Genomic DNA, 21,554 nt, shown 5'->3' on the forward strand with positions numbered 1-21,554 from the left:
ACTCCCCCGCGTGTGCGGGGATGGCCCCCGTTAGGAGCAGAGCCTCCTTGGCCCCCGCGTGCGCGGGGACGTTCATGCCCTCGGTGTTCAGCCGGGCCGGACCAGCATGCCGCAGTATCTGTCTGAGGGGCCGACTTTTGTCCGCGGACAAAAGTCGGCCCCCTCAGGCCGTGCCCCTCACCGGGTCAGGATCAGCCCGCAGCTGTAGGCGCGGGCGTGCCCCAGCCCGTTGGAAAGGGCTCCCACCAGGGTTTCCGGGTCGGTGACCGTCAGCGAGCCGCGGATCTCTGCGCGGCCGATGCGTACGGGCTTGCCCCGGTGGCCGCTGGAGACGGTCGGCAACATCCGGATCCCGAGGCGTGCGGGGTCGGCTGTGGCGCCGATGCGGACGACACCGTCCTCGGCGGTCGCAGGCTCGGAGTCGGCCTGAAGGCGGCGGGCGAACCAGCGCTTCACGTGGTCCGGTGTGGTGTGGGCCGTGCGTGTGCCCCGGGGCTTGTCCTCGGCAGGCTTGCCCGAAGGCCTGCTCCGGGTCGGATTGACGACCGTACGGAAGCCCACGACCTCGCCCGCCTTGAAGGTGCGGTCGACGGTGATGACGTGGGGCGCCGCGGTGAAGGCCGCCCGGGGAATCCGGGCCCAGTCCCCCGGAATCCTGGACTGCACGACAAGGACGAGGGCGGCTGCCTTGAGGTCCACCGACCAGGTCGACAGGACGCCCATCTGGGAGCGGGCGTCGGGATCTCCGTCCTCGACCCACCCGCGGAACCCGCTCATGACGGTGCGGTGCATCTCCTGGGCGTCGACCAGCGACTTGGCGACGAGCGGGTGGCGGGCGTTCAGGGACAGGACCGAGTGGGTGGCCACGAAGCGGGCCGTGGAGGCCCGTGTGCTGTTCGTGAGGCGGGCGGAGTTCACGGGATGATGTCCCAATCGGTGGCGGTCGGGGCGATGGTGACGCGCATCCGGGTCTCCCAGCGCGTGGCGTGGGCTCGGCGGGCCGGGTCGAAGCTGACCGGTTGGTCGTTGACCGGTGCGGCCCCCGCAGCACCGGACGCCGCCTGGATCCAGGCCCAGGGCCTTCGGCCCGACGTGTCGGGACCGTCCGGGCCGGGCAGCAAGCGCTTGGACGCGAACACCTCGGCGATCGTGCCGGGCAGGATCTCCGCGGCGAGGGTGCCGGAGGGCGGGCAGGACTTCCGGCCGAGCCACAGCAACTGCTTGGGGTGTTCCAGCGCGTGCCCGACCTCCTCCAGCAGTGCCTCGTCCTCGTGCTGGAGGCCGACGACGAACGCCGCGTCCGACAGGTACCAGCGCTCGGTGATCATCGCCCTGCGCGAGAGCTCTCCCGAGACGAGGTTCCCTGAGACCGGGTCGGCCGCGATCTTCTTCGGCGCGCCGTACCAGTCGGCCAGCGCGTGGTGTCCGAAGGAGGGCCCGTCGGCCGCCTCCATGCTCTTGGCAACGGCGGCCGCCCTCCGGTGGTCGGTGATGACGTCCCGCGGCCGCAGCGGGAACCGTCCGGCACCGACGGAGTGGTAGTCCCGTACGGGCGTGCCCGGGTGGTCGGCGCGGATGCCGAAGACGAGCCCGGCGAGATCGTCCACGGCCTCGGTCCGGTCCCGGCCGAGTGCCGCCGCGCACAGACCGATGACCGCCGATTTGGTGGGGCGGGTGTGGGTGTCGCGGTGGGAGAACCGGGACGCCACACCCCAGGACTGCAGGGGGGCGGCGAGCCGGACGAGCAGGACCTGCGTCACGACATCAGCTCCTCGGCGGAGGTCACGGGCGTCGCACCGAGGTCCTTGAGGGTGCCGAGCAGTTCGTCGATCTGCGGGTCGTAGGTGAGGACCCGGCCGGACCTGATGTCGGGGCGACGGCTGCTGACGAAGGCGTGGTGCTTCAGCAGCCGCTTGACGGCAGCCGGCCCAGCCGGTCCGTCCCCTCCCTTGCCGCCCTCCGTCAGGGGTCGCTCGTCGATCGGCGCCTGGAAGGCGGCCGCGTAGTTGTACGGGCGCCCGCCCTCGAAGGCGAGGACCAGGGCGGGCAGCGAGCCGGTGGAGGCGGTCGAGTTCTTCTTGGCCTCGGGGAAGGCGTCGACGAAGGCGTTGACGAACTCCGACTCGGCTGCGACCGATGCCTGCTCGGCCTCTTCGACGGTCATGCCTGCGGCGCGGAGGTTGTTGCGCAGCCTCACGCGGTCGAGCACGGCGTGCCGGTAGAAGGTGCCGGTGATCAGCGACTGGTAGCCGGTCATGCCGGCTCCGGAGTCGTCCGCGGCGTCGAGGAAGTCCAGGGCGTTCTTCTTGCGGTCGAGCTTCGCGTCGTCGGCAGCGGCGTAGAAGTCGTCGACCTGCTCGGCTTCGTGCACGGTGAAGGCGTGGCTGCTCTGGACGGCGCCGTCGACGTTCGGGGAGTCGGCGATCTCGGCGAGGAAGCGGCCGTACAGGGCGATGTCGATGGCATCGCGCGGGGCGAGCGCGGTGAGGACGGCGGCGCGGGTCGCGGCGGGAAGCGCGGGCAGCTTGGCGTCGGCTGCGGACGAGGCCGCGGCGGAACCCTCACCGGCCTCGTCTGGGTCGGCCTGTTCCGGCTCGGCGGCCTTGCGGCCGCCCTTCTTTCCCTTGGGCGCGGCCGCAGCCTGCGCCGCCAGGTACTCCCCCGTCCAGGACCGCAGTTCTTCGGCCTGCTCCTGGATGTGGGCGGCGATGCGCGTCCCCGCATCGGAGGGGGCGAAGAGGAGCACCTTGGTCAGGTTCGCGACCGTCTTCTTCGCAGGGTCGCCGAACTTCAGACCGGTCGCCTCGATGACGGCGCGGGCCGTACTAACGGCCTCGTCCCGGTCCCACCCGTATGCGGAGACCAGTTCCCGGCCGGTGATCAGCGCCCATTCGCGGGTACGGACCCCGGTGCTGTGGCCGGCCAAGGCTCCGATGCCCGCGTTGGCCCGGTCCCGGGTGTGGACCCGCTCAGCCCGTCGGCGGGCCTGGCTCGTGATCATGTGCCGCTCGGTGCCGCCGTAGACGATGGACTTGGGTGAGCCGTTCTCGTCGCGTACGGGCAGTACGGCGACCAGGGTCTCCAGCAGGTGCAGGGACAGGAACTGGCTGCCGGTGGAGGAGGCGTTGCTGGTCACGTGGTGGAGCCCTTCTGGGTCGTGTGGGCGGCGGTGGGCGTGCCGGTCCCGCTCCGGACGGCACGGGACGCGGGCATGTGGAAGGCCACGGCCCACTCGTACGGGACTCGGGCCCTGCGGTCGTCCCACTGGCTGAGGTCGTCGGCGAGCCGGGCCCAGGAAGGTGGCTGCTGGTCGCAGGAGCGCAGCCGGGCCACGGCGTGCTGGAGGTGGCGCCACGGAATGCGGCGGCTGGACACGATGCGGTCGACGAGTCTGGCCGCACCCTGGTCTTCGGGCCCTCGCCCGACGCCGCTGCCGATGCGGCGGGCTGCCTCGCCGAGGCTTCCGTACCCCAGCCTGGGCTTCGGACGACCCTGGTGGTAGACGGCGAACAGGAAAGCGACCTGCTCGTAGACCTCCCGCTGTTCTTCGGTCGGGCTGTACCAGATGGCCCGGTAGTGCGGTTCCTTGCGCACCCGGAGCCGACGGAGCTCGGCCAGGCTTCCGTAGTCGTGGTTGTGGACGAGGCCGGCGAGCCAGCCGGCGAGTGCGGCGCTGCTCTCGCTGGTCTCCAGGCCCGATGCGGACTCGGCGTGGGTGGTCATGCCCTCTCCCCTCGGAGTTCTCGGAGTTCGGCCGGGGCTTTAGGCAGCGCCAGCTCGTCGTCGAACCGCCGCAGCGCGGCGGCCCGTGCTTTGGCGCCCTGGGAGTTCCTCGGCAGGGAGTCGAGGGACTCGGCGAGGAACCTCCGGGCGGCGGCGGACACGGTGGCCGCGTAGTCGAGGAGGCCCTCCTGGAGGGGCTCGCCCATGGTGGTCTCGTCCATCAGGAGGTCAAACGGCTCCCGCGTCGCCGCCCAGTGCCGGCCGCGCGCATCGAACCGGGCGACTTGGCCGTTCTTGTCGGCCGGTTTGGGGTTCGGGTAGGCGATGGCCCAGGCCGCGTACGCCGCTTTGTAGAGGGCGGAGGCCACGAACTCGGCGATCTCCGAACCGCGGAAGGAGGCGTGGTAGAGCCTCGCCTCCAGGCCCGGGGCGAAGGGAAAGGTGCCGTCGACCCACGTGATGGCCGTGGTCTGTTTGGCCACGAGTCCGACCGTCCACAACTCGATGCGTCGCGCGGGCTGCTGGCCGGGTTCGGGTGCCACGTCCTGCGCCGGGAAGAGGGCGAGGCGGCGGTACAGGGTGGCGCCGTCGTTCACTGATTCGGAGGACCGGGCCTCGTCCACGGCGGCGTAGAGGGCGTGGGCCTCGCGCCAGACGGCGCGGGTCGCGGATGCCCACAGCGGTTTGGCGGTTCCGTCGGCCCGCTTGGCGTACACGGCGTCCTGGAGGTGCTCCTCCCGCAGTGCGAGCAGTTCGCCGGCGGCGAGCAGGACGCGGTCCACGGCGTCCCCTGCGGGAGTCGGGCGGAGCAGGACCGACCGGCCGAGGTAGCTGTGCAGGTCCGCTGGGCCGCTGACCGGGCGGCCGTCGGGCTTACGGGTGAAGCCCCGGCGGTCCTTTCCCGTCGTCCAGGAGAGGTTCAGTTCGCCGGGCGGCCCGGAGACTGGCGCCAGGTTCAGGCGCAGGGTCTCACCGAGGGTGGCACCGAGTGCGATGACGCGGATCCGGGTGCCGAGGCGGGTGGCGGCGAGATTGGTCAGGGTGGCGCCGAGCGTCGCCTTGCCGGATATCCGGGCCCGGCCGGCCGGCCCGTACACGTGCTGGGTGAGCATGGACCGGAAGGCCCGGGCCACGGTTAATGGGCGGGGGTGCGCGAGGTGGTGGTGGTCGAAGAACTGGTTGTAGTCGCCGGCCTGCTCGATCACCAGTTGTGCGGGACCTGCTCCGTGCTCGTCGAGGAAGGGGGCGAGGAGGGCGTTCTGCCCGAGCGGCTGGGTGGGGTGGAACAGGTCCCAGACCTCGTCCTCGGGGCGCTGGGCGAGCCACTTGGCAGCGGGCCGCAGGGCGTGTTCCTCGTCCACCCACGCGGGCCAGTCAGCGGCGGAGGCCGGATAGGTGCCCGCGGCGTAGCAGATGGCCAGCAGGAACTCGATGACCGCGACCTTCTCCCCGGGCGTCGGTCCCTCGACGGTCCGCAGGCTGTCGGCGTCGTGAAGGATGTCGACGAGGCTCAGCTCGACGAGCCGGTCGTCGAGGGTCAGCGCCGGGATGCACGCCACCTCCCGGGGGTCCCATCGGGGGCGTAACGCCCCGTCGCGCGAGACGGGTGATTCAACCAAGTTGCATCGTCTGCTCTCTGCTCATAACGGTTGCTTGATGTGATGAGGCAGGACGCTAGCAGGCGGACGATGTGGGTATGACGGGTTTGCGAAACTTCAACTCCACTTCTCTGCAGTGCCGTTGGACGCCGAGATGCGTCCCCGCCGAGGACGGCCGTCGGACTCCGTTGGCCGGTGCTCCGGTGCGGCGCAGCCCAGACTTTTGTCCGCGGACAAAAGTCTGGGCTGCGCCGCACGAGCGACACCTATGCTTGCCGCACGGGCATTCGGAGCCGCCTGCTCCCCGCGCCCGTGGGGATGACCCGTACCTCGACCTCGTTGAGGCCGGCCTCATGTCTTGCTCCCCGCGCAGGCGGGGATGGTCCCTCGGCGAGCAGGCCCTCGCACGAACGGTGAATCTGCTCCCCACGCATGTGGGGACGAGCTGGCAACGGGCGCCTGTTGTCCGCGGACGCCGGTGGATGAGAGGGGTCGACTTTTGTCCGCGGACAAAAGTCGGCCCCGCGAACCGCCGCAGCACCGGCCCGGAAACGCTGATGGCCCCGACGGGATCGTTCCCATCGGGGCCATCGGTGTGTGGGGCTCCCGACTTTTGTCCGCGGACAAAAGTCGGGGCGGTGGCAGCTAGCTCCCCTGGTTGCTCTCCAGCAGCAGCAAGGTCAGTTCCTCGCGCTGCTCGGCCGACATGTGGAGCCGGATCGCCTCATAGACCGCCTTCGGGTCCTGCCAGGCGACCGGGGCCGGGTCCGTGCCGCGGACCTGGGGCGGGATGACGCCTTCCGGCTCGCGCTCCGCCGGGCTCGGCGTCGGCTTGACCGGGGCCGCGGGGACCTCCCGTACCGGCTGCTCCGCTACGGCCTCCGCGGCCGGAGCCGGGGCTTCGGGGGCAGCCGTCGGCGTGCTCTGCGGCTCCCGACTTTTGTCCGCGGACAAAAGTCGGGTCGGCTCAGGGGTGGGCGCCGGAGCTTGCGCTACTCCCCCGGCCGCCACCACGGCTGCCGGCGCGGGCTCCTGCGCCTCACGCAGGATTTCCCGCTGCACCGCCTTGACCTGGGCTTCCTGCTCCTTGGTGTCCTTCAGGAACGCCAGCAGCTCGCCCGCGCCGATACCCGGCCGGTCCTTCGCCGTGCGGGCGAGCGCGCGCCCGTCGCGTTCCGGCAACTCCCCCGCGCTGAGCATGGCCTGGATCTCCTCCGGGAGTTCCAGCAGCACCAGCTGGTTCGTCACCCACGACGGTGACTTGCCGAGCCGCTCCGCCGCCCGCGACTTCGCCCCGTGCTCGCGCCCGCCCTCGTCGGCGCAGATGTCGACGAGCTGCTGCACGCCGCGGGCCCGCTCGACGACGTCGAAGTCCTCCCGCTCCAGGTTCTCGGCGAGGAGGTGGTCGATGAAGTCCGTGCGCGTGGCGGCCAGGTCGTCCCGTACGACGAAGTCCAGCGACTCCAGCCCGACGTGCAGGGCGCTGCGGAACCGGCGTTCGCCGTTGATCAGGACGTACGCGGCCGCCCCGATGCGCGCGTCGTGGTCCGGCCACAGCGCGAGGTACGCACCGCGGGTGACGACGAGGCACGCGGCCAGCTGCGCCTGGCGGAGCTCTTCGCCGAAGCGGGTCAATTCCTCGTCCGTGCCGAAGTTGCGGCGCGGGTTCAGGGGCGTGGGGGAGACCTGGTCGAGGGGGACCCGGACCAGTTCGTACGCCGGTACGTCGCCCTGCGCTATGGCCTTGGCCCGGCCGCGCTCGCTGCGCCCGCCCGCACGGCGGGCGTTGCTGAAGGCCGCCCCGGTGCCGAGGAGATCGCTCTTGCTCATGCGGCGATCCTCCGGGCGATCTCGCGCATGGCCTCGGACTGCTCGCAGTCCGGCGCGTAGTGCAGCAGCGGCAGCTTGACGCGCACCGCTTCGCGCTGCTCCTTGAGGTCGGCGATGACGGTGATGACCGGCGGGTCGCCGAACTCCTTCCAGCTGTTGAGGGAGGAGGTCACGACGTAGCCCTTGCGGCTGTCGTAGAGGTTGACGACGAAGCCGAGCTGGGCAATCTCGATGTCGAGGTCGTCCACCAGGTCCTCGATCTGCTCGCTGAGCATGTCGTAGGCGTCGGCAGAGGTGTCCTCGGCCTGGACCGGTACGACGATGCCGGAGGTCTTCGGGGCCTCGCCGTCACGGGTGCGCGCGTAGTAGAGCGCGGTGTCCATGGTGTAGCCGAGGCTGGGCGGGCAGTCGACGACGATGTAGTCGAACTCCTCCTCCAGCTCCTCCAGGGCCTTCTCCAGTGCGGTCTCCTTCGTCCGCACGTGGCGCGTGGTGGCCAGGCGGGCGTCCAGGAGGAACGCGTCCTTGCAGGAGGGCAGGAGGAAGAGCCGGCCCGCGAAGACCCCGTGCTCGATGGGGACGAGGAGCTCGCGCACCCGGCCCTCGATCTCGCCCAGCATGTGCTTGGCGAGGCTCGGTTCCTTGATGCCGAGCATCTCCGCGCCCAAGTGACGGGTGAGGTGGCCCTGGGGGTCGAAGTCGATGACGCAGACGCGGGCGCCGGTCTCGGCGAGGGCCTGGGAGAGCCCGTTGCTGATGGCGCTCTTGCCGACGCCGCCCTTCTGGTTGCAGACCACGATCCGGCGCGCGCCCTCGTGGGCCGGACGGCGCCGGCCTGCGGGGGAGGGGTGCGTGTCGAGCCACAGGCGGATCGACTGGGCGAGGCCCTGGTTGTACGGGACTTCCCGTAGCCGGCAGTCCTCTTTGAACTCCCCGTACAGGCCGGTGGGGAGGTAGGTGGAGAAGGAGGAGGCGCCGGACGTGTCCACGGGGGTCGCCGCGGAGGCGTCGGCACGCCAGGCGTGGACGCCTTCGGTGACGGCGTCCTGGATGTCCACGCCCAACTGGGCTGCGCGGACCTTGAGTTCCTGCCGCAGGGACGCGGGCAGCTTGGCGACTACCTTTTCCCTGACTTCCGGATCGTATGGAGCGGTCATGCGGGTACCTTACTAACCTTCTTGGGTGAAGGCGAAGAGGCACACCGAAGCATGTCCCTTCTGTAATGGGCCGTCTCGGCGAAGTCGAGGCCGGTCCGGGCGAGGGGTCGCGAGCCGGACATCCTGCTCGATCTGGGCATCTGCCGCCGGGCCGCGAACCGTGGTGCGCGGGGAAAACCCGCTGACGCCGAACGTGGTGCTGACTTAGCGTGCCGTCATGAGCTCCGCTGACGACGGCATAGACGACAAGCCCGGCCTGATGATCCGCTGCCAGGAAAACGCATCGGTCAGTGTGAGGTTCTGCGATCGGTTCAGCTCCGACGGGGATTGCGTGCACTACGCCGTCGAGCTCCGTGCCCCCGGTCTGACTGCCCGCGCGGAGGATGTAGTGGGCTGGATCTGGGGCAGCGATCTCCCCGAGTTCCTGAAAGAACTGGCCAGCGGCTACCGAGGATGGGACGGCGAACGCAGCTGGAGCACCAACGACAGGGACCTCACCGTGTCGGCCGTCTTCCGGTCGGGCGGCCACGTCGGGCTGACCTGGACGGTGCGTCCGTGGCGCGCAGCTGCCGGCGGATGGAGCACTTCGGTGACCACGTGGCTGGAGGCCGGGGAACAGATGGCGTCCTTCGCGTCCGACGTCCGGCACTTCCTCGCCGAGGAGCAGTCCTAGCGGCAGGCATGCGAATGACCGGCGGGGGAGGGCCAGTCGGCTCGGGGTTGAGCCGTTCAGGCGATGCGACCGGCCCGGCAGGGCCGCTCGGGACGGTGTCGAGCCGCTGTACGGCTCCCTGAAGGCCTGCTCCGCAGGGGGTGATCCGATCACACCGGGCAGCGGAAGACAGGCGCTCCAAGGGGCCGTTCTGACGGTCGGATTTGAGTGGTGTCACCACCAAAGTCCGAAGATTCCGATTCCGACGTCCAGCGAATGCCCACGTCAGTTCTGCGTTGCGGTCGGTCGTCTGGCAGGTTGCTGCGTCCGGCTCGCCTTGAGTGTGCGACTTGGCAAAGCGGAGCTCCGTGCTGTGCCTTGGGGGCCTGGCCGTCGACGGCAGGAATCACTGCCTCGTGGGGCGGCGAGATGAGCTTCCGCGGCCTCGCGTATTGCTCCGCCCCGGGGCTGGTGCGGCAACGCCACTTCCGACCGGTCGGATGGGTCAGGGCCGGTTGTACCGGACGCACTTGAGAGGGTTCGCGTTCGCATCGTCAATACAGACGATGACATACACGGCCCCACCGGGCACATCCGCAGGGATTACGGTCTGGAGCGGATACGTCACGTCGCACTTGGTGCTGGTGCTCTTGGCGCCGAGCTCGTTGCCAGAGGCACCGTACGCGCCGAACCACGCCCTGCGGCAACCGACAGCCCGGAGTGTTCCATCAACCCCGACCGACCGGTTGTACCAGGTCAGGGTGCCGCGGGCGTAGCTGGCCCCGTATGTAACGTCGAAGGGGGTCGTCGGGTAGGCGGCGGTCTGCGCACTGGCTGCGGGCGCACCCAGCAAGGTGCCCGCGGTCAGCACGACGGAACCGAGGGCGGCGGCGAGATGAGTCTTCATGCGGTCTCCTGGATGGGATGAGCCGGTTGCGGCTTCACATCCTGGGCTGGCCGGCCACCTGCGGCCTACCTCTTAAGCCACGGCTTAAAGGGGCGGGACGGCAGGCGCGGCGCCTCGCGCACCTGGGGGCGAGTGCCCGGCAGCGACCGAGCAGGGCGGCGCTGAGCTCGCCGCCCGATGCCGCGGTGCCCTCGGTCCTCACGGTTCCGTCAGGACACCGGTTCGCAGCAGGGCCAGCCCGAGGGGAGTGATGAGGTGCAGCACGGACCCGCCTCGGCGGCTGGTGGTGATGAGGTCCGTGTTCCGCAGCACGCTCGCGTGCTGACTGGCCGCTGCGGCCGTGACGTTGAGGCGGCGGGCCAGTTCGCTCGTCGTGCAGCCTTCCGCTGTCACCTGCAGTGCGGCAGCCCGCGTGCGGCCAAGCAGAGACTCCAGATTCCGCATGGCGGAGCCGTCCGCTTCCGCCGGTCCGGCACCGGTCAGCGGCCGACGGAGAGCCGGCACGGTCAGCCGGGGGGGCTGGGCGGTATCGAGCGGGTCCCACAGAAAGTTCACCGGGCGCTTCGAGAAGACCGTGGGCGTGATGATCAGTCCCCTTCCCTGGAGGCGCACCTCGACTCGGCGCGGGTAGGGAGCTTCGAGCACCGGAGGACGCCAGCGGACCAGTGGTGCGCAGATCGAGCGCAGCAGCAGATCGATGCCTCCCTCCAGCACCAGGTTCGCGCAACGGGTGGTCAGCGCGACGAGTTCGGACCGCGCGCCGTGCCAGTAGGGCTCCACGGTCAGTCGGTGGCAGGCGCGCACGGCCTCGGCGAGCTCCCGCCGCGCGTCGCGGTCGCCCTGGGACACCCGTCTGGCCCATGGCAGGTGTCCGGGGTGGAAGTCGAGACCCTCGAACTCGCGTCGCAGCCGGGACACCGGGGCGTGCAGCAGGTTGTCCACGGCGTGGTCCAGAGAGGGCACATCTCCCATCAGGGCCAGCAGATCAAGCCCGGGACCGCGCACCGGAACCAGGGACGTCAGGGGGCGCGTGTCGGCTCCCATCCGGCCCGCGACCGCTTCCCGCCACGAGCGGAAGTGAGGAAGCTCCCGGTTCTCTCTCAGCAGCTCCAGGCTGGCGTAGACCTCCGCTGCAACGCCGACCGTCGCGGCCACCCGTGTCCGGGCAAGGTCTTCCGTCGTGAAGTGAATGCGTAACACCGACCGGCCTCCTGCCACCGAACGAGAGCACGGGAGCGCCCCCCCCAGCATGCCCCAACTCGCCGCGCCCGACCCGGCATTCAGGCGCACGCTGCGGCCGCTTGCTGACTGCTCATACGCGCCCGTAAACCAGTTCGTGCGACGGGTCGGCCCTTCCGCGGCATGACTCGGATCACCGCTCACAACAACCCGGTCTCCTTCGGCGGCTTCGTCGCCGGGCCTGACCGCGGCTCGGACAACGGCCTGTGGGCGGGCACACCGGCACCCGTGGTCCGAGGTGGAGAACGCAAACCGGTTCTTCGGGCTGCCCCTAAAGCGAAGCCGGGCCGCCTGGCCGGCAGCAGACGCTCAGCCTTCGATGCCACAGGACATCCGATGTCCTGTCTCACCCAACTTTGGCGTCGCATCGGAGTTTGACCGCCCGGGACTGAACCGACTGCACTTGGTAGTGCGACCACAGGATTCCCGTCGAGTCCCGGGCGGTCAGCCTGATGCCGGGCAGGCCGGCTCCTACGAGTCGGAGGTCAGGAAGCGGATGAGCTGCTCTCCCGTGGCCTTGGGGTGTTCTTGGAGGTACTCCGCAGCGCGCTGCCTGTCCGTGGCGTTCAGCGCCAGGCCCATGGCGTGCAGCCGTTCGGAGACCTCGGCGGAGCCGTCCCGTTCCTCGGCAAGCCCCAGCTGATCAATCGGTGCCGTGATCCGCACCCTCAGGCAGGGAGCGACGGAATCGACGCCGGCCTCCTGGAGGAGGCGGGAGGCCCGTGGGGAGAGGTCCTCGGAGGACAGGACCCGGGTGGTCGAGTTGGCGATGCCCTGGAGCGGCTGGGCGCGCAGCAGGCCGTTCAGCAGCGGAAGCAGCACAGACCCGTCGAGGAACGATCCGCGATCCCGTTCCGCGACGGGCCTCCAGTACGTGATCACGTAGTCCAGTGCCCCGATGTAGGCAGACCGCTGCTCCGGGCGGGCTTGAGGGTCTGTAGTCAAGGAGGTCTCGATCAGGGCCATGCTCACCGTGGGGCGGATCAGCTTCGCCGGGTCCGGCAGCTCGAAGACCAAGTCCGTCTCGTAGGGCAGGTAAGGACTCAGGGCCTGGGTGAGCGCCGTGTTGAGGCGCGGCGGGCTGGATATGGCAGGCATCGTTCAGCTCCTCCACTGCAAGATCATCACTGGATGTCGATCCTATAGATCCACCTCCTCGCGCGAGGGAATTCTCGGATCGCAGCTTCAAGGGGCGGACGGTCGAACTTCGAGGAGAATCAACAGAGTTGGCGGGGCGGGGCGGGGCGGGGACACCGAGTGAACTCTTGATCATGCCGTGGCTGGCGATCACTGCTCCCGTGCTCCCGGCGCGCGAGTAGTACGCGTACTCACCCTGGAAGGGGCACTCGCTCAGCCCTCGATGAGGGCATGGGGACATCAGTGTTCTTGTACTTCGTCAGCCGCGGACCGTGAATCCCAGGGGCCAGCCCCTGGACCCCGCCAGCGCCTGGCCGCGCTGGACCGGCCGCAGCATGGGGGGCTACTCGCCCCCCAGACCCCCCGCGCCAGGCGCTAGGGCGCCCTGGACCCGCTCCCCCTCAGGCCCTGCCCCGCCTCCCTGACGGTCGGCGGTGCACCCCTCGGGCGCCGGGGCGCCCTCACTGGGCATGAGGGCCTGGCAACAGGGTGGTTGAGCCGGGTCCGGGGTTGAGGTGGGGGTCGAGAGGTCGTCGTCCGGCTAAGGGTTAGCAGGGGTGTGCGTGTGTCGGCTGAGGTATCAGTGTGGTGCGTTGAGTGTGTCCGGTGGGTGGGCGGGACATCGTTGAACTGCGGGATGACGGGACGCTACATGGGCAAAGACAGCCCTGCAGCGGGTGTGACTGGGCCGTCGTGCACGTTGCTCTTTAATAAGAGGGCGACGCCGCTACGAGCCTCTGACCTGCATGTTTGTCGAGGGGTATGTGTCCCCCAGGACACATTTGGCCTCCTGAAATGTGTACCTGGCGAGCACATTTCGCGGAAAACTCAAGCAGCTGTGTACTTTCGGAGAGTGCCAACTCGCTCAGGAACGCCGCAGGTCAGCGCGTTGGACCGAGGGCACCGAGAGGCCCGATCAGGTCCGTGGTACCTACACCAACGTGTCGTCATCACGACAACCGAAATCAAGGAGTCGTGTACTTTCGGCGCTTGACGGCGAAAAAACTTCACGTACCGTGTACTTTCCGTGCGTTGTTCGAACATGGCCCGGGTCAGAGGTGTCCTCCGGCGCGCCGCGGCGCCAAAAGACAAGCACACGTTGATTTTTTGGATAGTCTCGGACCGCCTGAGTAACAAGGAGGTCTTGTGACATCTGATCCGCCCGCCCGTCGTCGGCGCGGGCCCCGGCCTGTACCCGCCCCCACCGCCGCGGGCAGTGAAGCCGAGTACGGAGACATCCTGGCGGTCCTGGGCCAGCAGCTGGGGGAGAAGGTCGCCGAGGCCACCGACCCCGGCGGACGCCGCAGGCTCAAGGGAGTCCACTTCGAGTACGCGGCCGACCCGCGTGCTGTCCACGACATGGCCGGGGGCGCCGGATACAGCCTGGCCAGCAACTGGTTCACGCAGCTGCTCGCGCAGTTGGCCGTCGCGAACAGCATCACCAAGTCCCAGCTGTGCGTGTTCCTCTTCGTCGCGGGGGGACAGGTGCCGGGGACCGGCATCACCCAGTACACCCAGCAGGAGATCACGGACGGCCTGAACAAGATTGCCGCGCAGAAGGGCGGCAAGATGATCACGCGTTCCACGGTCAACCGTGCCGTCCAGGCGTTGTGCGGCTACAACTGGGTGGAGAAGGCCGGCAACGGCCGCATCCAGATCAACGTGCGTCTGTGGTTCCACGGCAACAGCACGGCTCAGCAGGAAGTGCTGGCAGAGATCGCCGACCGGCACGAGCACGACACCGAAGAGTTCCCGTACGCGGTCGGACCGCAGGGAGCGCACCAGGAGGAGCTGGACCTCGGCTTCGAGACCGAGGAGAGCTATCGCGCGAGGAGGCGTACCGGGTGATAGTGCTGCCATGCCCCTGCGCGGGCGTTCGCTCACGAGGAAGGCTGTTCCATGGCTAACGTCATGTCTCCGATCATCGCGGAGCGCATCTGGGCCCTGCCGCTGTCGGGGTCTGCCGTCAAGTTCCTCCAGTACCTCGTCTCCCGTAGCGACTTCGGGGGAGCCCTGCCCGTCCGGCAGAAGGACATGGCCGCCGAGTACGGGGTCACCCCGCAGGCGGTCAGCGGGCTGATGGCGCCCCTGTGCGAGCTGAACATCGTGCTCAGGCCGCGCAGCGAGGAGCGCAACGGCAACTCCTACCGGCTCCACCCGCTCGCGGCGAAGTACGAGAGCCCGGAGAACATGGAGGCGGCCTTCCGCGCGGCGCTCATCCGCATCCAGTCGGGGGACCTGCCCAACCTGAAGCTGCCGACGTACCACCAGGCCCCGCCGGCCCCGACGGGCAGGCCGAAGCTGCAGGTGGCCTGAGGTCGGGCAGGCGCGTCCGCGGACAAGCGAAGGGCCCCCACCAATGGTGGGGGCCCTTCGTGCCTGAGTAACTTGGTGCCCCCACTATATTCGCCCCGGCCCGGATGTGGGCAACGGAATACTCCGCACCTGTGTTCCGTGTCCGGGGGCCAGGGCCGTACGGCGCCGTGATGTCAGTGCGGGGCGGGACGATCTCCCCATGCTGAAGAGTCTTTTCGCGCACCTCGTGTGGGCAACCGGTCTCTACACCGTGGTCGCCTTCTGGTTCGTCGCTCCCCGATGGACGCTGCGGGTGCGCATGCCACGGGGGAGGATCTTTCGCATCGCCCGGCGGACGAGAGTGGCGAAGTCGGTCACCACCCGGGCCGCCAGGGCGGTGGGAGCGCTGAGCGCGCAGGCACCGGCCGGCGCCGAGATCCCCGAGATCGAGCGCTTGGAGCAGCGGCTGGACGACTACCGCTGCTCGAGCCTGTCCATCATGCTGGTCTGGCTGTCCGCTTGCCCTGGCGTCCTCGCAGCGCTGTTCATCGCGCTGAACAGCGACATCGACGACGGGTACCCGTGGCTGATGCCGCTGCTGTGGGGCGGGCTCGGTGGAATCTTCGTACTGGCCGAGGTCGACCGGCGCATGCTGAACCGCTCCCTGCCTCTGGAGCACACCACGCTGATGGCCGTCGGCGCCGTCGAAGCGTGCCGGGTGGTATCGGAGACCGAGCACGGCGAAGTACGCGGCCACTCGCGCAGTTCGTCGATCTGCGCCGCCATCGACGACCTCTGCGCAGCCATCGGGCGCCAGGCCGAACTGGAGCCGAGGCGCACCGACCCGGTGCACCGGGCCCGCCTGCGCGCGGAGGCGCTGGAAGTCGTGCGCAACCTCCACGCGGCCAAGGTACGGCTCGTCGAGGGCGACGAGGCGGCGCTCACCGCCCTGTTCGCCATCCTCGGCTCGCTCCTCGCCCGCACGGCGGCCCCGACGCACCTGGGCCCACGGCCTCTGGTCTCCGCAGAGGTACTGGCGGCGGACCCGGACTGGGAGGGCCCGCCGCTGCGCAACGAATCGGTCGGCGCGAAAGTCCTCGGATACGGCCTCTTCGTGGCCGGCCTCGTGGCGGTCGGAAAGCTGCTCTCTCTCATGAGCTTGCCTGAGCCGCTCACATGGCTCCTCCTCGGCCTCATGGCCAGCGCCGGTCACGGTGCACTGAAGCACTGGCTGCCCGTGCCGGCCCTCCCGACGGAACTGCTCTCCGGCCCTACGGCCACTCCGCCGCACCCCGAACCCGCCGCCGACCGCGCGGGCGCAGGACAGCTCCGGTGATCACCGATCGGGGGACTTGGTGGCCGAACGGCGAGAAGCACCGGAGTACCGTCGGCCTTTCATTCCCTAGTGGGGGCGGCTGGTGCCGCATGGGTACTATGTCGCGATTGCCTGATTCAGTCAAAGTGCTTACGAACGGCCTTCTGCTCGCTTAAAATCCCAGGTCACGAAGCCTGCTCCCCGCGCACGCGGGGATGACCCCCTGGAGCGCGTCACGCGAGCTGCACCATCGGCCTGCTCCCCGCGCACGCGGGGATGACCCCCTGCTCAAGCACGTCTGCGACGCCGGGAACAAGCTGCTCCCCGCGCACGCGGGGATGACCCCGACCATGACCGTGACCACCGAGCAGACCCCCGCTGCTCCCCGCGCACGCGGGGATGACCCCGTCGAGGTGACGCTCAGGAAGTTGCTGTACTCCTGCTCCCCGCGCACGCGGGGATGACCCCAACGGCATCCAGATCGTCGGCAGCCAGGGCGCCTGCTCCCCGCGCACGCGGGGATGACTCCAGCCAGACCCTCCGGGACATCGCTGCTGCTCTCTGCTCCTCGCGCATGCGGGGATGACCCCGTGCAGCAGACCCAGACCGCGTATCCGAACGTCTGCTCCCCGCGCACGCAGGGATGAACGGCCACCGCGCCCCTACAGCCGTTGCACCCCCGCTTCGGGGCCGGCCTCGAAGCGGGGCTCGGTTCCTAGCCTGGTGGGATGACGAGGACACCACCGAGCCAGGCCGATCGGCGGCTCATCCAAGCGTGCCATGACCGTGAGATCCCGCTGAAGGCGTCCCGGCTCGAGGCCTGGCGGACGCATGGTCTGATGCGCCCGCCCGAAGCCGTCTTCCTGGGCGGCCGCCGCGGGTCCCAGCGCGTCTATCCGCCCGGGACCCTGCTGCAGGTCCTCTGCCTGGCCGCCGTGTGCGACCAGCTCCAGCCGCGGATGCCCCCCGAAGACTTGATCCTCCTCGCCTTCTTCGCCGAGATGCCCCTCCCCTCTCTTCCGGGCCGGCCACTCAGGGTCGCCCTCGCCAGGGCGTACTTCGGCGCGCGCTTCCAGAGGCAGGCCGAGGAGCAGCGCGCGTACGAGGGGGTGCCCGGTGAGTGGCGGGACGAGGTGCAGGCCGACTACAACTGGGCGGAGACGGAAGCCGAGCTGGAGGTCAGGAGGACCAGCCTCACGTCCGCCAGATGCGCGAGAACCTCGCACGGCTCCCGGACCTCGCCCGAGCCGGTCGGCAGGAGCTCGACGGCCGGGTCATCGGCGTCCTCACCGCGCTCAACCGTGCCCGCCTGCCCGTCGAGGACACCCTCCTCATGGCGGACCTGAAAGCGGCCATGGCCTTCGACGGACCACCCGCCCGATCCCGCGCGGCGTGGATGCAGGCGGCCCAGTGCCGTGGGGAGCAACTGGTGGTCCGTCGGGAGACGAACGGCACGGGAACGGTTCGACGGTCTCATGGCGCTCGGAGAGACCGAGCTGCTCCACGGGAACTCGTACTCGAAGCGATGAACGCCGCCTACACGGTCGCTTCGGAGGGGCGGTTGTCGGGCTACGCGGCCTGTCCATCGCCAAGATAGGGGTGCCGGTAGGAACGCTGTCACCAGCCGCAAACGGCACTGATCTTGCAGTCACCGGCTGTTGGTCCTGCGGAGGAGGACCTTGAGGGTTTCGCGGGCGTCTCGGCGGCGCTGGGGGTCGCGGGCCAGGGCGGCAGTCAGCGCGACCGCGGCGATGGTGCCGATGTAGACCGCGGCGGCAGCGCCGGCGGGCAGCAGCGTGCCGTCAAGGAGTTGGGGCAGGGCGGACATGGGCGGGCACCTTCCGAGACAGGCCCGCGAGCGGGGCACTGGTGTGGTGCTGTCATGAGCGCATCGTGGGCCAGAGGGCTGGAAAGCCCGTACGGCGCGGTGCAGGTGTCTATCCTGGTCAGCACGGGGGCGGGTGTTTTCCGGAGGTCATCCGGTCCGGATGGACACTGGCCGTCCACGGAGGGGAGTAAGCGGTGGCGGGGGCGCGCGATCCGGTGCAGGAGTTCCATCTCAAGCTGTCCGCGCTGTACCGGGCTGCGGGTGAGCCGACACACGACCTGCTCGCCCGGCGCACGAAGGTGAGCGACTCCACCCTCAACGACTGGCTGACCGGCAAGGCCATCCCCTCCAACCGGACGAGTCTGGAGACTCTGGTAGGTGTGCTGAAGGGCCTGGCCGGGGCGGGGTGTCCGCCGGACCCTGTGGGCGGCTGGGAGACGCTGCGTGTGGCGGCGGCGAAGTGCAGAAGGCCCGGCCAGCGGCCCGGCAGGGGCGAGCGTCGCCCGGCGCACCGGATGCTGGGTCCGGTGCCTCCGGTGGCGGACTGCTATCAGGACCGGCCCGAAGCCGCGCAGCTGGAAGCCGCCGCTGCCGGCGGAACTGCGGTACTGGGGCAGTTACTGGTCGGGATGGGCGGAGTCGGTAAGACCCAGCTCGCTGCCCGCTACGCCCGCACCGCCTACGACGAGCGCCGGGTGGAGGTGCTGGTGTGGGTCACCGCCGCGTCCCGGGAGGCGGTCACGGCCGCCTACGCTGACGCCGCGGCCCAGATCCTGAGCACCGACCCAGCCGACCCGCAGGCCGCCGCAATGTTCCGCGAGTGGCTGAGACTGCCCCCCGGCGAGCGCGGCGGCCCGACGCCCGGGGCGCGGTGGCTGATCGTGCTGGACGACATACCCGACCCCGGGGCGGTGCGCGGACTGTGGCCACCGGACGTGGCACATGGGCAGACCGTGGTCACCACCCGAAACCAGGATGCCGCCTTCCAATCCTTCGGTCGAAACCGTATCGACATCGGGCTGTACACCCCTGACCAGGCCAGCGCCTACGTGACAGAGAAACTCGCCCAGCACGGCCGCATCGACGACCCCCACGAGATCTGCGGCCTAGCCAGCGACATGGGGTACTTGCCGCTGGCCCTGTCCCAGGCTATCCCCTTCATGATCAACCGGAAGCTGGACTGCGCCGCCTATCGCCGCCGCCTCGCCGACCGGGCGAAGACCCTCACCCACGTACTGCCGCCCGAGGGCGGACTGCCCGATGAGCAGAGCAGGACGGTCGCCGCCGCGTGGGAGATGTCCATCGAACTTGCCGACCAGCAGCCCCCACAAGGACTGGCCCGGCCCCTGCTGCACCTGATCGCGCTGCTGGACCCTAACGGCATCCCCGCCCCCGTCCTGAAGAGCGCCCCCGTCCTGACCCACCTCGCCACCCATCGCACCCCCAGCCCACACATCCCGACACCGGAAGACGGCGCCGCCGTCGACCACGACGACACCGACGACGCGCTGGCGAACCTGGAGCAGTTCAGCCTTCTGTCCCGCACCCCCGACACCTCCTACCGAGCGGTACACATCCACCAGCTCATCCAGCGCGCCGTCCACGAACTCCTCCCCCCGGACTACCGACACCACTGCGGCCGCACGGCCGCCGACGCCCTGATGGCAGCCTGGCCCGCCATCGAACGCGACACTGCCCTCGCTCAAGCCCTGCGTGCCAACACTGAGGCCCTCACCCGTCATGCTGAAGCCGCTTTGCACAGGCCCAAAGCTCACTCGGTGCTTTTCCGTACGGGTAGAAGCCTCGGCGAGAGCGGCCAGTTCACCGCCGCTGTCGCGCACTTCCGCCACCTTTCCCAGGTCGCGGACATCGATCCCGGCACTCTCATTGCCGCCCATGACAGTCTCGCCCGCTGGCAGGGAAAGGCGGGGGACTCGGCGGGAGCGGCGGCCGCGTACGAGCGGCTCCTGGAGTTGATGCGTCCGGCTCTTGGCCCCGATGCCCCCCAGACACTCACAACCGAGAGTCACCTCGCCGATTGGCGGGGAAGGGCGGGTGATGCGACCGGGGCCGTAACTGCCTACGAGCAACTGGTGAAGCGTCGGCAGCGAGTACAAGGTCCCGACCATCCCGACACCTTCCTGGCCCAGGGGTCCCTCGCTGATTGGCGGGGAAGGGCGGGTGACGCGACCGGGGCGGCGGCCGCCTTCGAGGAGCTGCTGGAGCAGATGCAGCGGGTACACGGCCCCGACCACCCCGACGCACTTGCTGCTGGACTCTGCCTCGCCGATTGGCGCGGGCGGGCGGGGGACGTCGCCGGGGCCGTAACCGCCTTCGAGGAGCTGCTGGAGCAGATGCAGGGGGTACACGGTCCCGACCACCTCGACACCCTCCGCACCCGTATCAAGCTCGTCGGCTGGCGCGGGCGGGCGGGGGACGCGACCGGGGCGGCGGCCGCCTTCGAGGAGCTGCTGGAGCAGATGCAGCGGGTACACGGCCCCGACCACCCAGACACCCTCGGTACATGCAGCGAGTTGGCCCGCTGGCGCGGAAGGGCGGGGGACCCGACTGGGGCAGCCGCCGCCTACGAAACGCTTGCCGCCGCCCAGGAGCGTGTGCTGGCGCCTGACCACCCCGGCATCCTCATTGCCCGTAGCCACCTCGCCTACTGGCGAGTGCAAGCGGGGGACACGGCCGGGGCGGCGGCCGCCTTCGAGGAGCTGCTGGAGCAGATGCAGCGGGTACACGGCCCCGACCACCCAGACACCCTTCTTACCCGGGGCCTCCTCGCTGAGTGGCGGGGAAGGGCGGGTGACGCGACCGGGGCGGCGGCCGCTTTCGAGGAGCTGCTGGAACTGATGCAGCGGGTACACGGCCCCGACCACCCGGACACCCTCCGAGTCCAGAACCTCCTCGCCAAATGGCGCGGAGAAGCCGGAGACATGGCCGGGGCCGTGACCGCCTACGAAGCGCTTGCCACCGCACAGGAACGTGTGCAGGGCCCCGACCACCCCGATACCTTCGTCACCCGGGGCTACCTTGCCAACGCGCGCGGAGACGCGGGAGACATAGCCGGGGCTGTGACGGCCTACGAGCAGCTACTGGAGCAGCTGTTGCGGGTATTCGGCCCTGACCACCCCTACACCATCACCGCCCGAAGCAACCTCGACTATTGCCGAGGGCAGATAGGGAACGCGACCGCTCATCCATCGGCCGATTGATGAGCAAGATCGGTAGGCGTCGGCGGTGCGCCGCCGGATCGGCACCGGATCATGCACATAAAACGGTGTCAGAACTACGTGCCCGAACTCAAGGGTGGTCGCCTCGCGCTCGCTGAGGCTGCCAAGACGGCGGAACTGCCCCAACCCACCCGGTCGGAGGACTGATCACCGCCGTTTGCGGCTGGTGACAGCGTTCTTACCAGCACCCCAAGATGGCAGGACTGGTGCTGGTGGAGTGGAACAGCATCCGTCAGGTGGTCGAGCCCGGATCCCGCCCGGCGCAGCTCGCACTCGACGGTCTGCGCAGCCTCTGGTCCGTCTGCTCGCACACCGGTGGCGGGGGAGAGGGACGCGCGAGGTTCGCCGCGCGCACAGGCGGTGGCGATGCCCGCGACTCGACCCGCTGAGTGTTAACCCCCTTGTCCATCAGGTCCGATGGGTGAGCGCGGGCGGCCTGGCTTTCGGCACTTCTTGATGGCTAGAGCGCTGGTATTGCTGGGTGTCTCGCACATGCTCGACTCTCTGGTGGAAGCAGTGTGGACTGACAACCTCTTTGAGTACCCGCAATGCGCACATGACAACACCTGTGCCCGCCTCCTATGTTCGTTCTCAACACCAAGCCCTTCGGGGAGAGTTCGAGCACAAAGAAGGA

Annotated in this window: 18 protein-coding genes and 1 CRISPR repeat array; of the genes, 7 read left to right on the plus strand and 11 right to left on the minus strand. The window is 69.6% G+C overall.

Annotation, left to right across the window (positions count from 1 at the left end; genetic code table 11):
- Window positions 1-177 precede the first annotated feature (177 nt).
- From IO30_RS0114765 to IO30_RS0114795, 7 genes are all read right to left on the minus strand, one after another.
- Window positions 178-918, minus strand: a complete 741-nt coding sequence (locus IO30_RS0114765; RefSeq protein ID WP_031143065.1) for a type I-E CRISPR-associated protein Cas6/Cse3/CasE — start codon at window positions 916-918, stop codon at window positions 178-180.
- A complete protein-coding gene (gene cas5e / locus IO30_RS0114770; RefSeq protein ID WP_031143067.1) occupies window positions 915-1,760 on the minus strand; it encodes a type I-E CRISPR-associated protein Cas5/CasD in 846 nt (281 codons plus the stop codon). The genes IO30_RS0114765 and cas5e overlap by 4 nt, the downstream gene beginning before the upstream one ends.
- Window positions 1,757-3,136, minus strand: a complete 1,380-nt coding sequence (locus IO30_RS0114775; protein ID WP_031143068.1) for a type I-E CRISPR-associated protein Cas7/Cse4/CasC — start codon at window positions 3,134-3,136, stop codon at window positions 1,757-1,759. The genes cas5e and IO30_RS0114775 overlap by 4 nt, the downstream gene beginning before the upstream one ends.
- On the minus strand, window positions 3,133-3,723 hold the full coding sequence (gene casB / locus IO30_RS0114780) for a type I-E CRISPR-associated protein Cse2/CasB (RefSeq protein ID WP_031143070.1): 591 nt from the start codon (window positions 3,721-3,723) through the stop codon (window positions 3,133-3,135). Before casB ends, IO30_RS0114775 begins: the two co-directional genes overlap by 4 nt.
- Window positions 3,720-5,282, minus strand: a complete 1,563-nt coding sequence (gene casA, locus IO30_RS0114785; RefSeq protein WP_237403545.1) for a type I-E CRISPR-associated protein Cse1/CasA — start codon at window positions 5,280-5,282, stop codon at window positions 3,720-3,722. Before casA ends, casB begins: the two co-directional genes overlap by 4 nt.
- A gap of 684 nt (window positions 5,283-5,966) precedes the next feature.
- On the minus strand, window positions 5,967-7,151 hold the full coding sequence (locus IO30_RS0114790) for a ParB/RepB/Spo0J family partition protein (protein ID WP_031143073.1): 1,185 nt from the start codon (window positions 7,149-7,151) through the stop codon (window positions 5,967-5,969).
- The gene (locus IO30_RS0114795) at window positions 7,148-8,308 is read right to left on the minus strand and encodes a ParA family protein (protein WP_031143075.1); all 1,161 of its coding nucleotides are present in this window, start codon (window positions 8,306-8,308) and stop codon (window positions 7,148-7,150) included. Before IO30_RS0114795 ends, IO30_RS0114790 begins: the two co-directional genes overlap by 4 nt.
- Window positions 8,309-8,525: 217 nt before the next feature.
- Here IO30_RS0114795 and IO30_RS0114800 point away from each other — a divergent pair, with 217 nt between their 5' ends.
- Window positions 8,526-8,981, plus strand: a complete 456-nt coding sequence (locus IO30_RS0114800) for a DUF6228 family protein (RefSeq protein WP_031143077.1) — start codon at window positions 8,526-8,528, stop codon at window positions 8,979-8,981.
- A 484-nt stretch (window positions 8,982-9,465) separates the two neighbouring features.
- On the opposite strand, the gene IO30_RS0114805 is transcribed toward IO30_RS0114800, so the two are convergent.
- The 3 genes from IO30_RS0114805 to IO30_RS0114815 form a co-directional block, all read right to left on the minus strand.
- A complete protein-coding gene (locus IO30_RS0114805; protein WP_031143079.1) occupies window positions 9,466-9,867 on the minus strand; it encodes a hypothetical protein in 402 nt (133 codons plus the stop codon).
- Between the two features lie 198 nt (window positions 9,868-10,065).
- The gene (locus IO30_RS0114810; protein ID WP_031143081.1) at window positions 10,066-11,067 is read right to left on the minus strand and encodes an ArsR/SmtB family transcription factor; all 1,002 of its coding nucleotides are present in this window, start codon (window positions 11,065-11,067) and stop codon (window positions 10,066-10,068) included.
- Between the two features lie 510 nt (window positions 11,068-11,577).
- Window positions 11,578-12,204, minus strand: coding sequence for a hypothetical protein (locus tag IO30_RS0114815; protein ID WP_031143083.1), 627 nt, complete (start codon window positions 12,202-12,204; stop codon window positions 11,578-11,580).
- A gap of 1,185 nt (window positions 12,205-13,389) precedes the next feature.
- On the opposite strand from IO30_RS0114815, the gene IO30_RS0114820 reads away from it, so the two are divergent.
- The 4 genes from IO30_RS0114820 to IO30_RS0114835 all read left to right on the plus strand — a co-directional run bounded on the left by IO30_RS0114820 (window position 13,390) and on the right by IO30_RS0114835 (window position 17,199).
- Window positions 13,390-14,091 (plus strand): hypothetical protein, encoded by a 702-nt coding sequence (locus IO30_RS0114820; RefSeq protein ID WP_031143085.1) that lies wholly within the window; start codon window positions 13,390-13,392, stop codon window positions 14,089-14,091.
- 51 nt (window positions 14,092-14,142) lie between these two features.
- Complete coding sequence (locus IO30_RS0114825; RefSeq protein WP_031143087.1) at window positions 14,143-14,559, plus strand: hypothetical protein; 417 nt, start codon at window positions 14,143-14,145, stop codon at window positions 14,557-14,559.
- 199 nt (window positions 14,560-14,758) lie between these two features.
- The gene (locus IO30_RS0114830) at window positions 14,759-15,874 is read left to right on the plus strand and encodes a hypothetical protein (RefSeq protein ID WP_157853287.1); all 1,116 of its coding nucleotides are present in this window, start codon (window positions 14,759-14,761) and stop codon (window positions 15,872-15,874) included.
- Between the two features lie 173 nt (window positions 15,875-16,047).
- Window positions 16,048-16,504: a CRISPR direct-repeat array (repeat unit 29 nt; unit sequence CTGCTCCCCGCGCACGCGGGGATGACCCC).
- A 188-nt stretch (window positions 16,505-16,692) separates the two neighbouring features.
- The gene (locus IO30_RS0114835; protein ID WP_157853289.1) at window positions 16,693-17,199 is read left to right on the plus strand and encodes a hypothetical protein; all 507 of its coding nucleotides are present in this window, start codon (window positions 16,693-16,695) and stop codon (window positions 17,197-17,199) included.
- Window positions 17,200-17,501: 302 nt separating this feature from the next.
- Here the strand turns inward: IO30_RS0114835 and IO30_RS0114840 are convergent, their stop codons facing one another.
- A complete protein-coding gene (locus IO30_RS0114840; RefSeq protein ID WP_031143093.1) occupies window positions 17,502-17,681 on the minus strand; it encodes a hypothetical protein in 180 nt (59 codons plus the stop codon).
- A 194-nt stretch (window positions 17,682-17,875) separates the two neighbouring features.
- Here IO30_RS0114840 and IO30_RS44630 point away from each other — a divergent pair, with 194 nt between their 5' ends.
- Together IO30_RS44630 and IO30_RS45400 are read left to right on the plus strand one after the other, a co-directional pair.
- Window positions 17,876-20,902: a tetratricopeptide repeat protein gene (locus tag IO30_RS44630; protein ID WP_051902278.1), complete on the plus strand. Its 3,027-nt coding sequence runs from the start codon at window positions 17,876-17,878 to the stop codon at window positions 20,900-20,902.
- Between the two features lie 212 nt (window positions 20,903-21,114).
- Complete coding sequence (locus IO30_RS45400; protein ID WP_157853291.1) at window positions 21,115-21,309, plus strand: hypothetical protein; 195 nt, start codon at window positions 21,115-21,117, stop codon at window positions 21,307-21,309.
- Window positions 21,310-21,554 lie beyond the last annotated feature (245 nt).

This window comes from Streptomyces xanthophaeus (assembly GCF_000725805.1).
GTDB lineage: Bacteria > Actinomycetota > Actinomycetes > Streptomycetales > Streptomycetaceae > Streptomyces > Streptomyces xanthophaeus.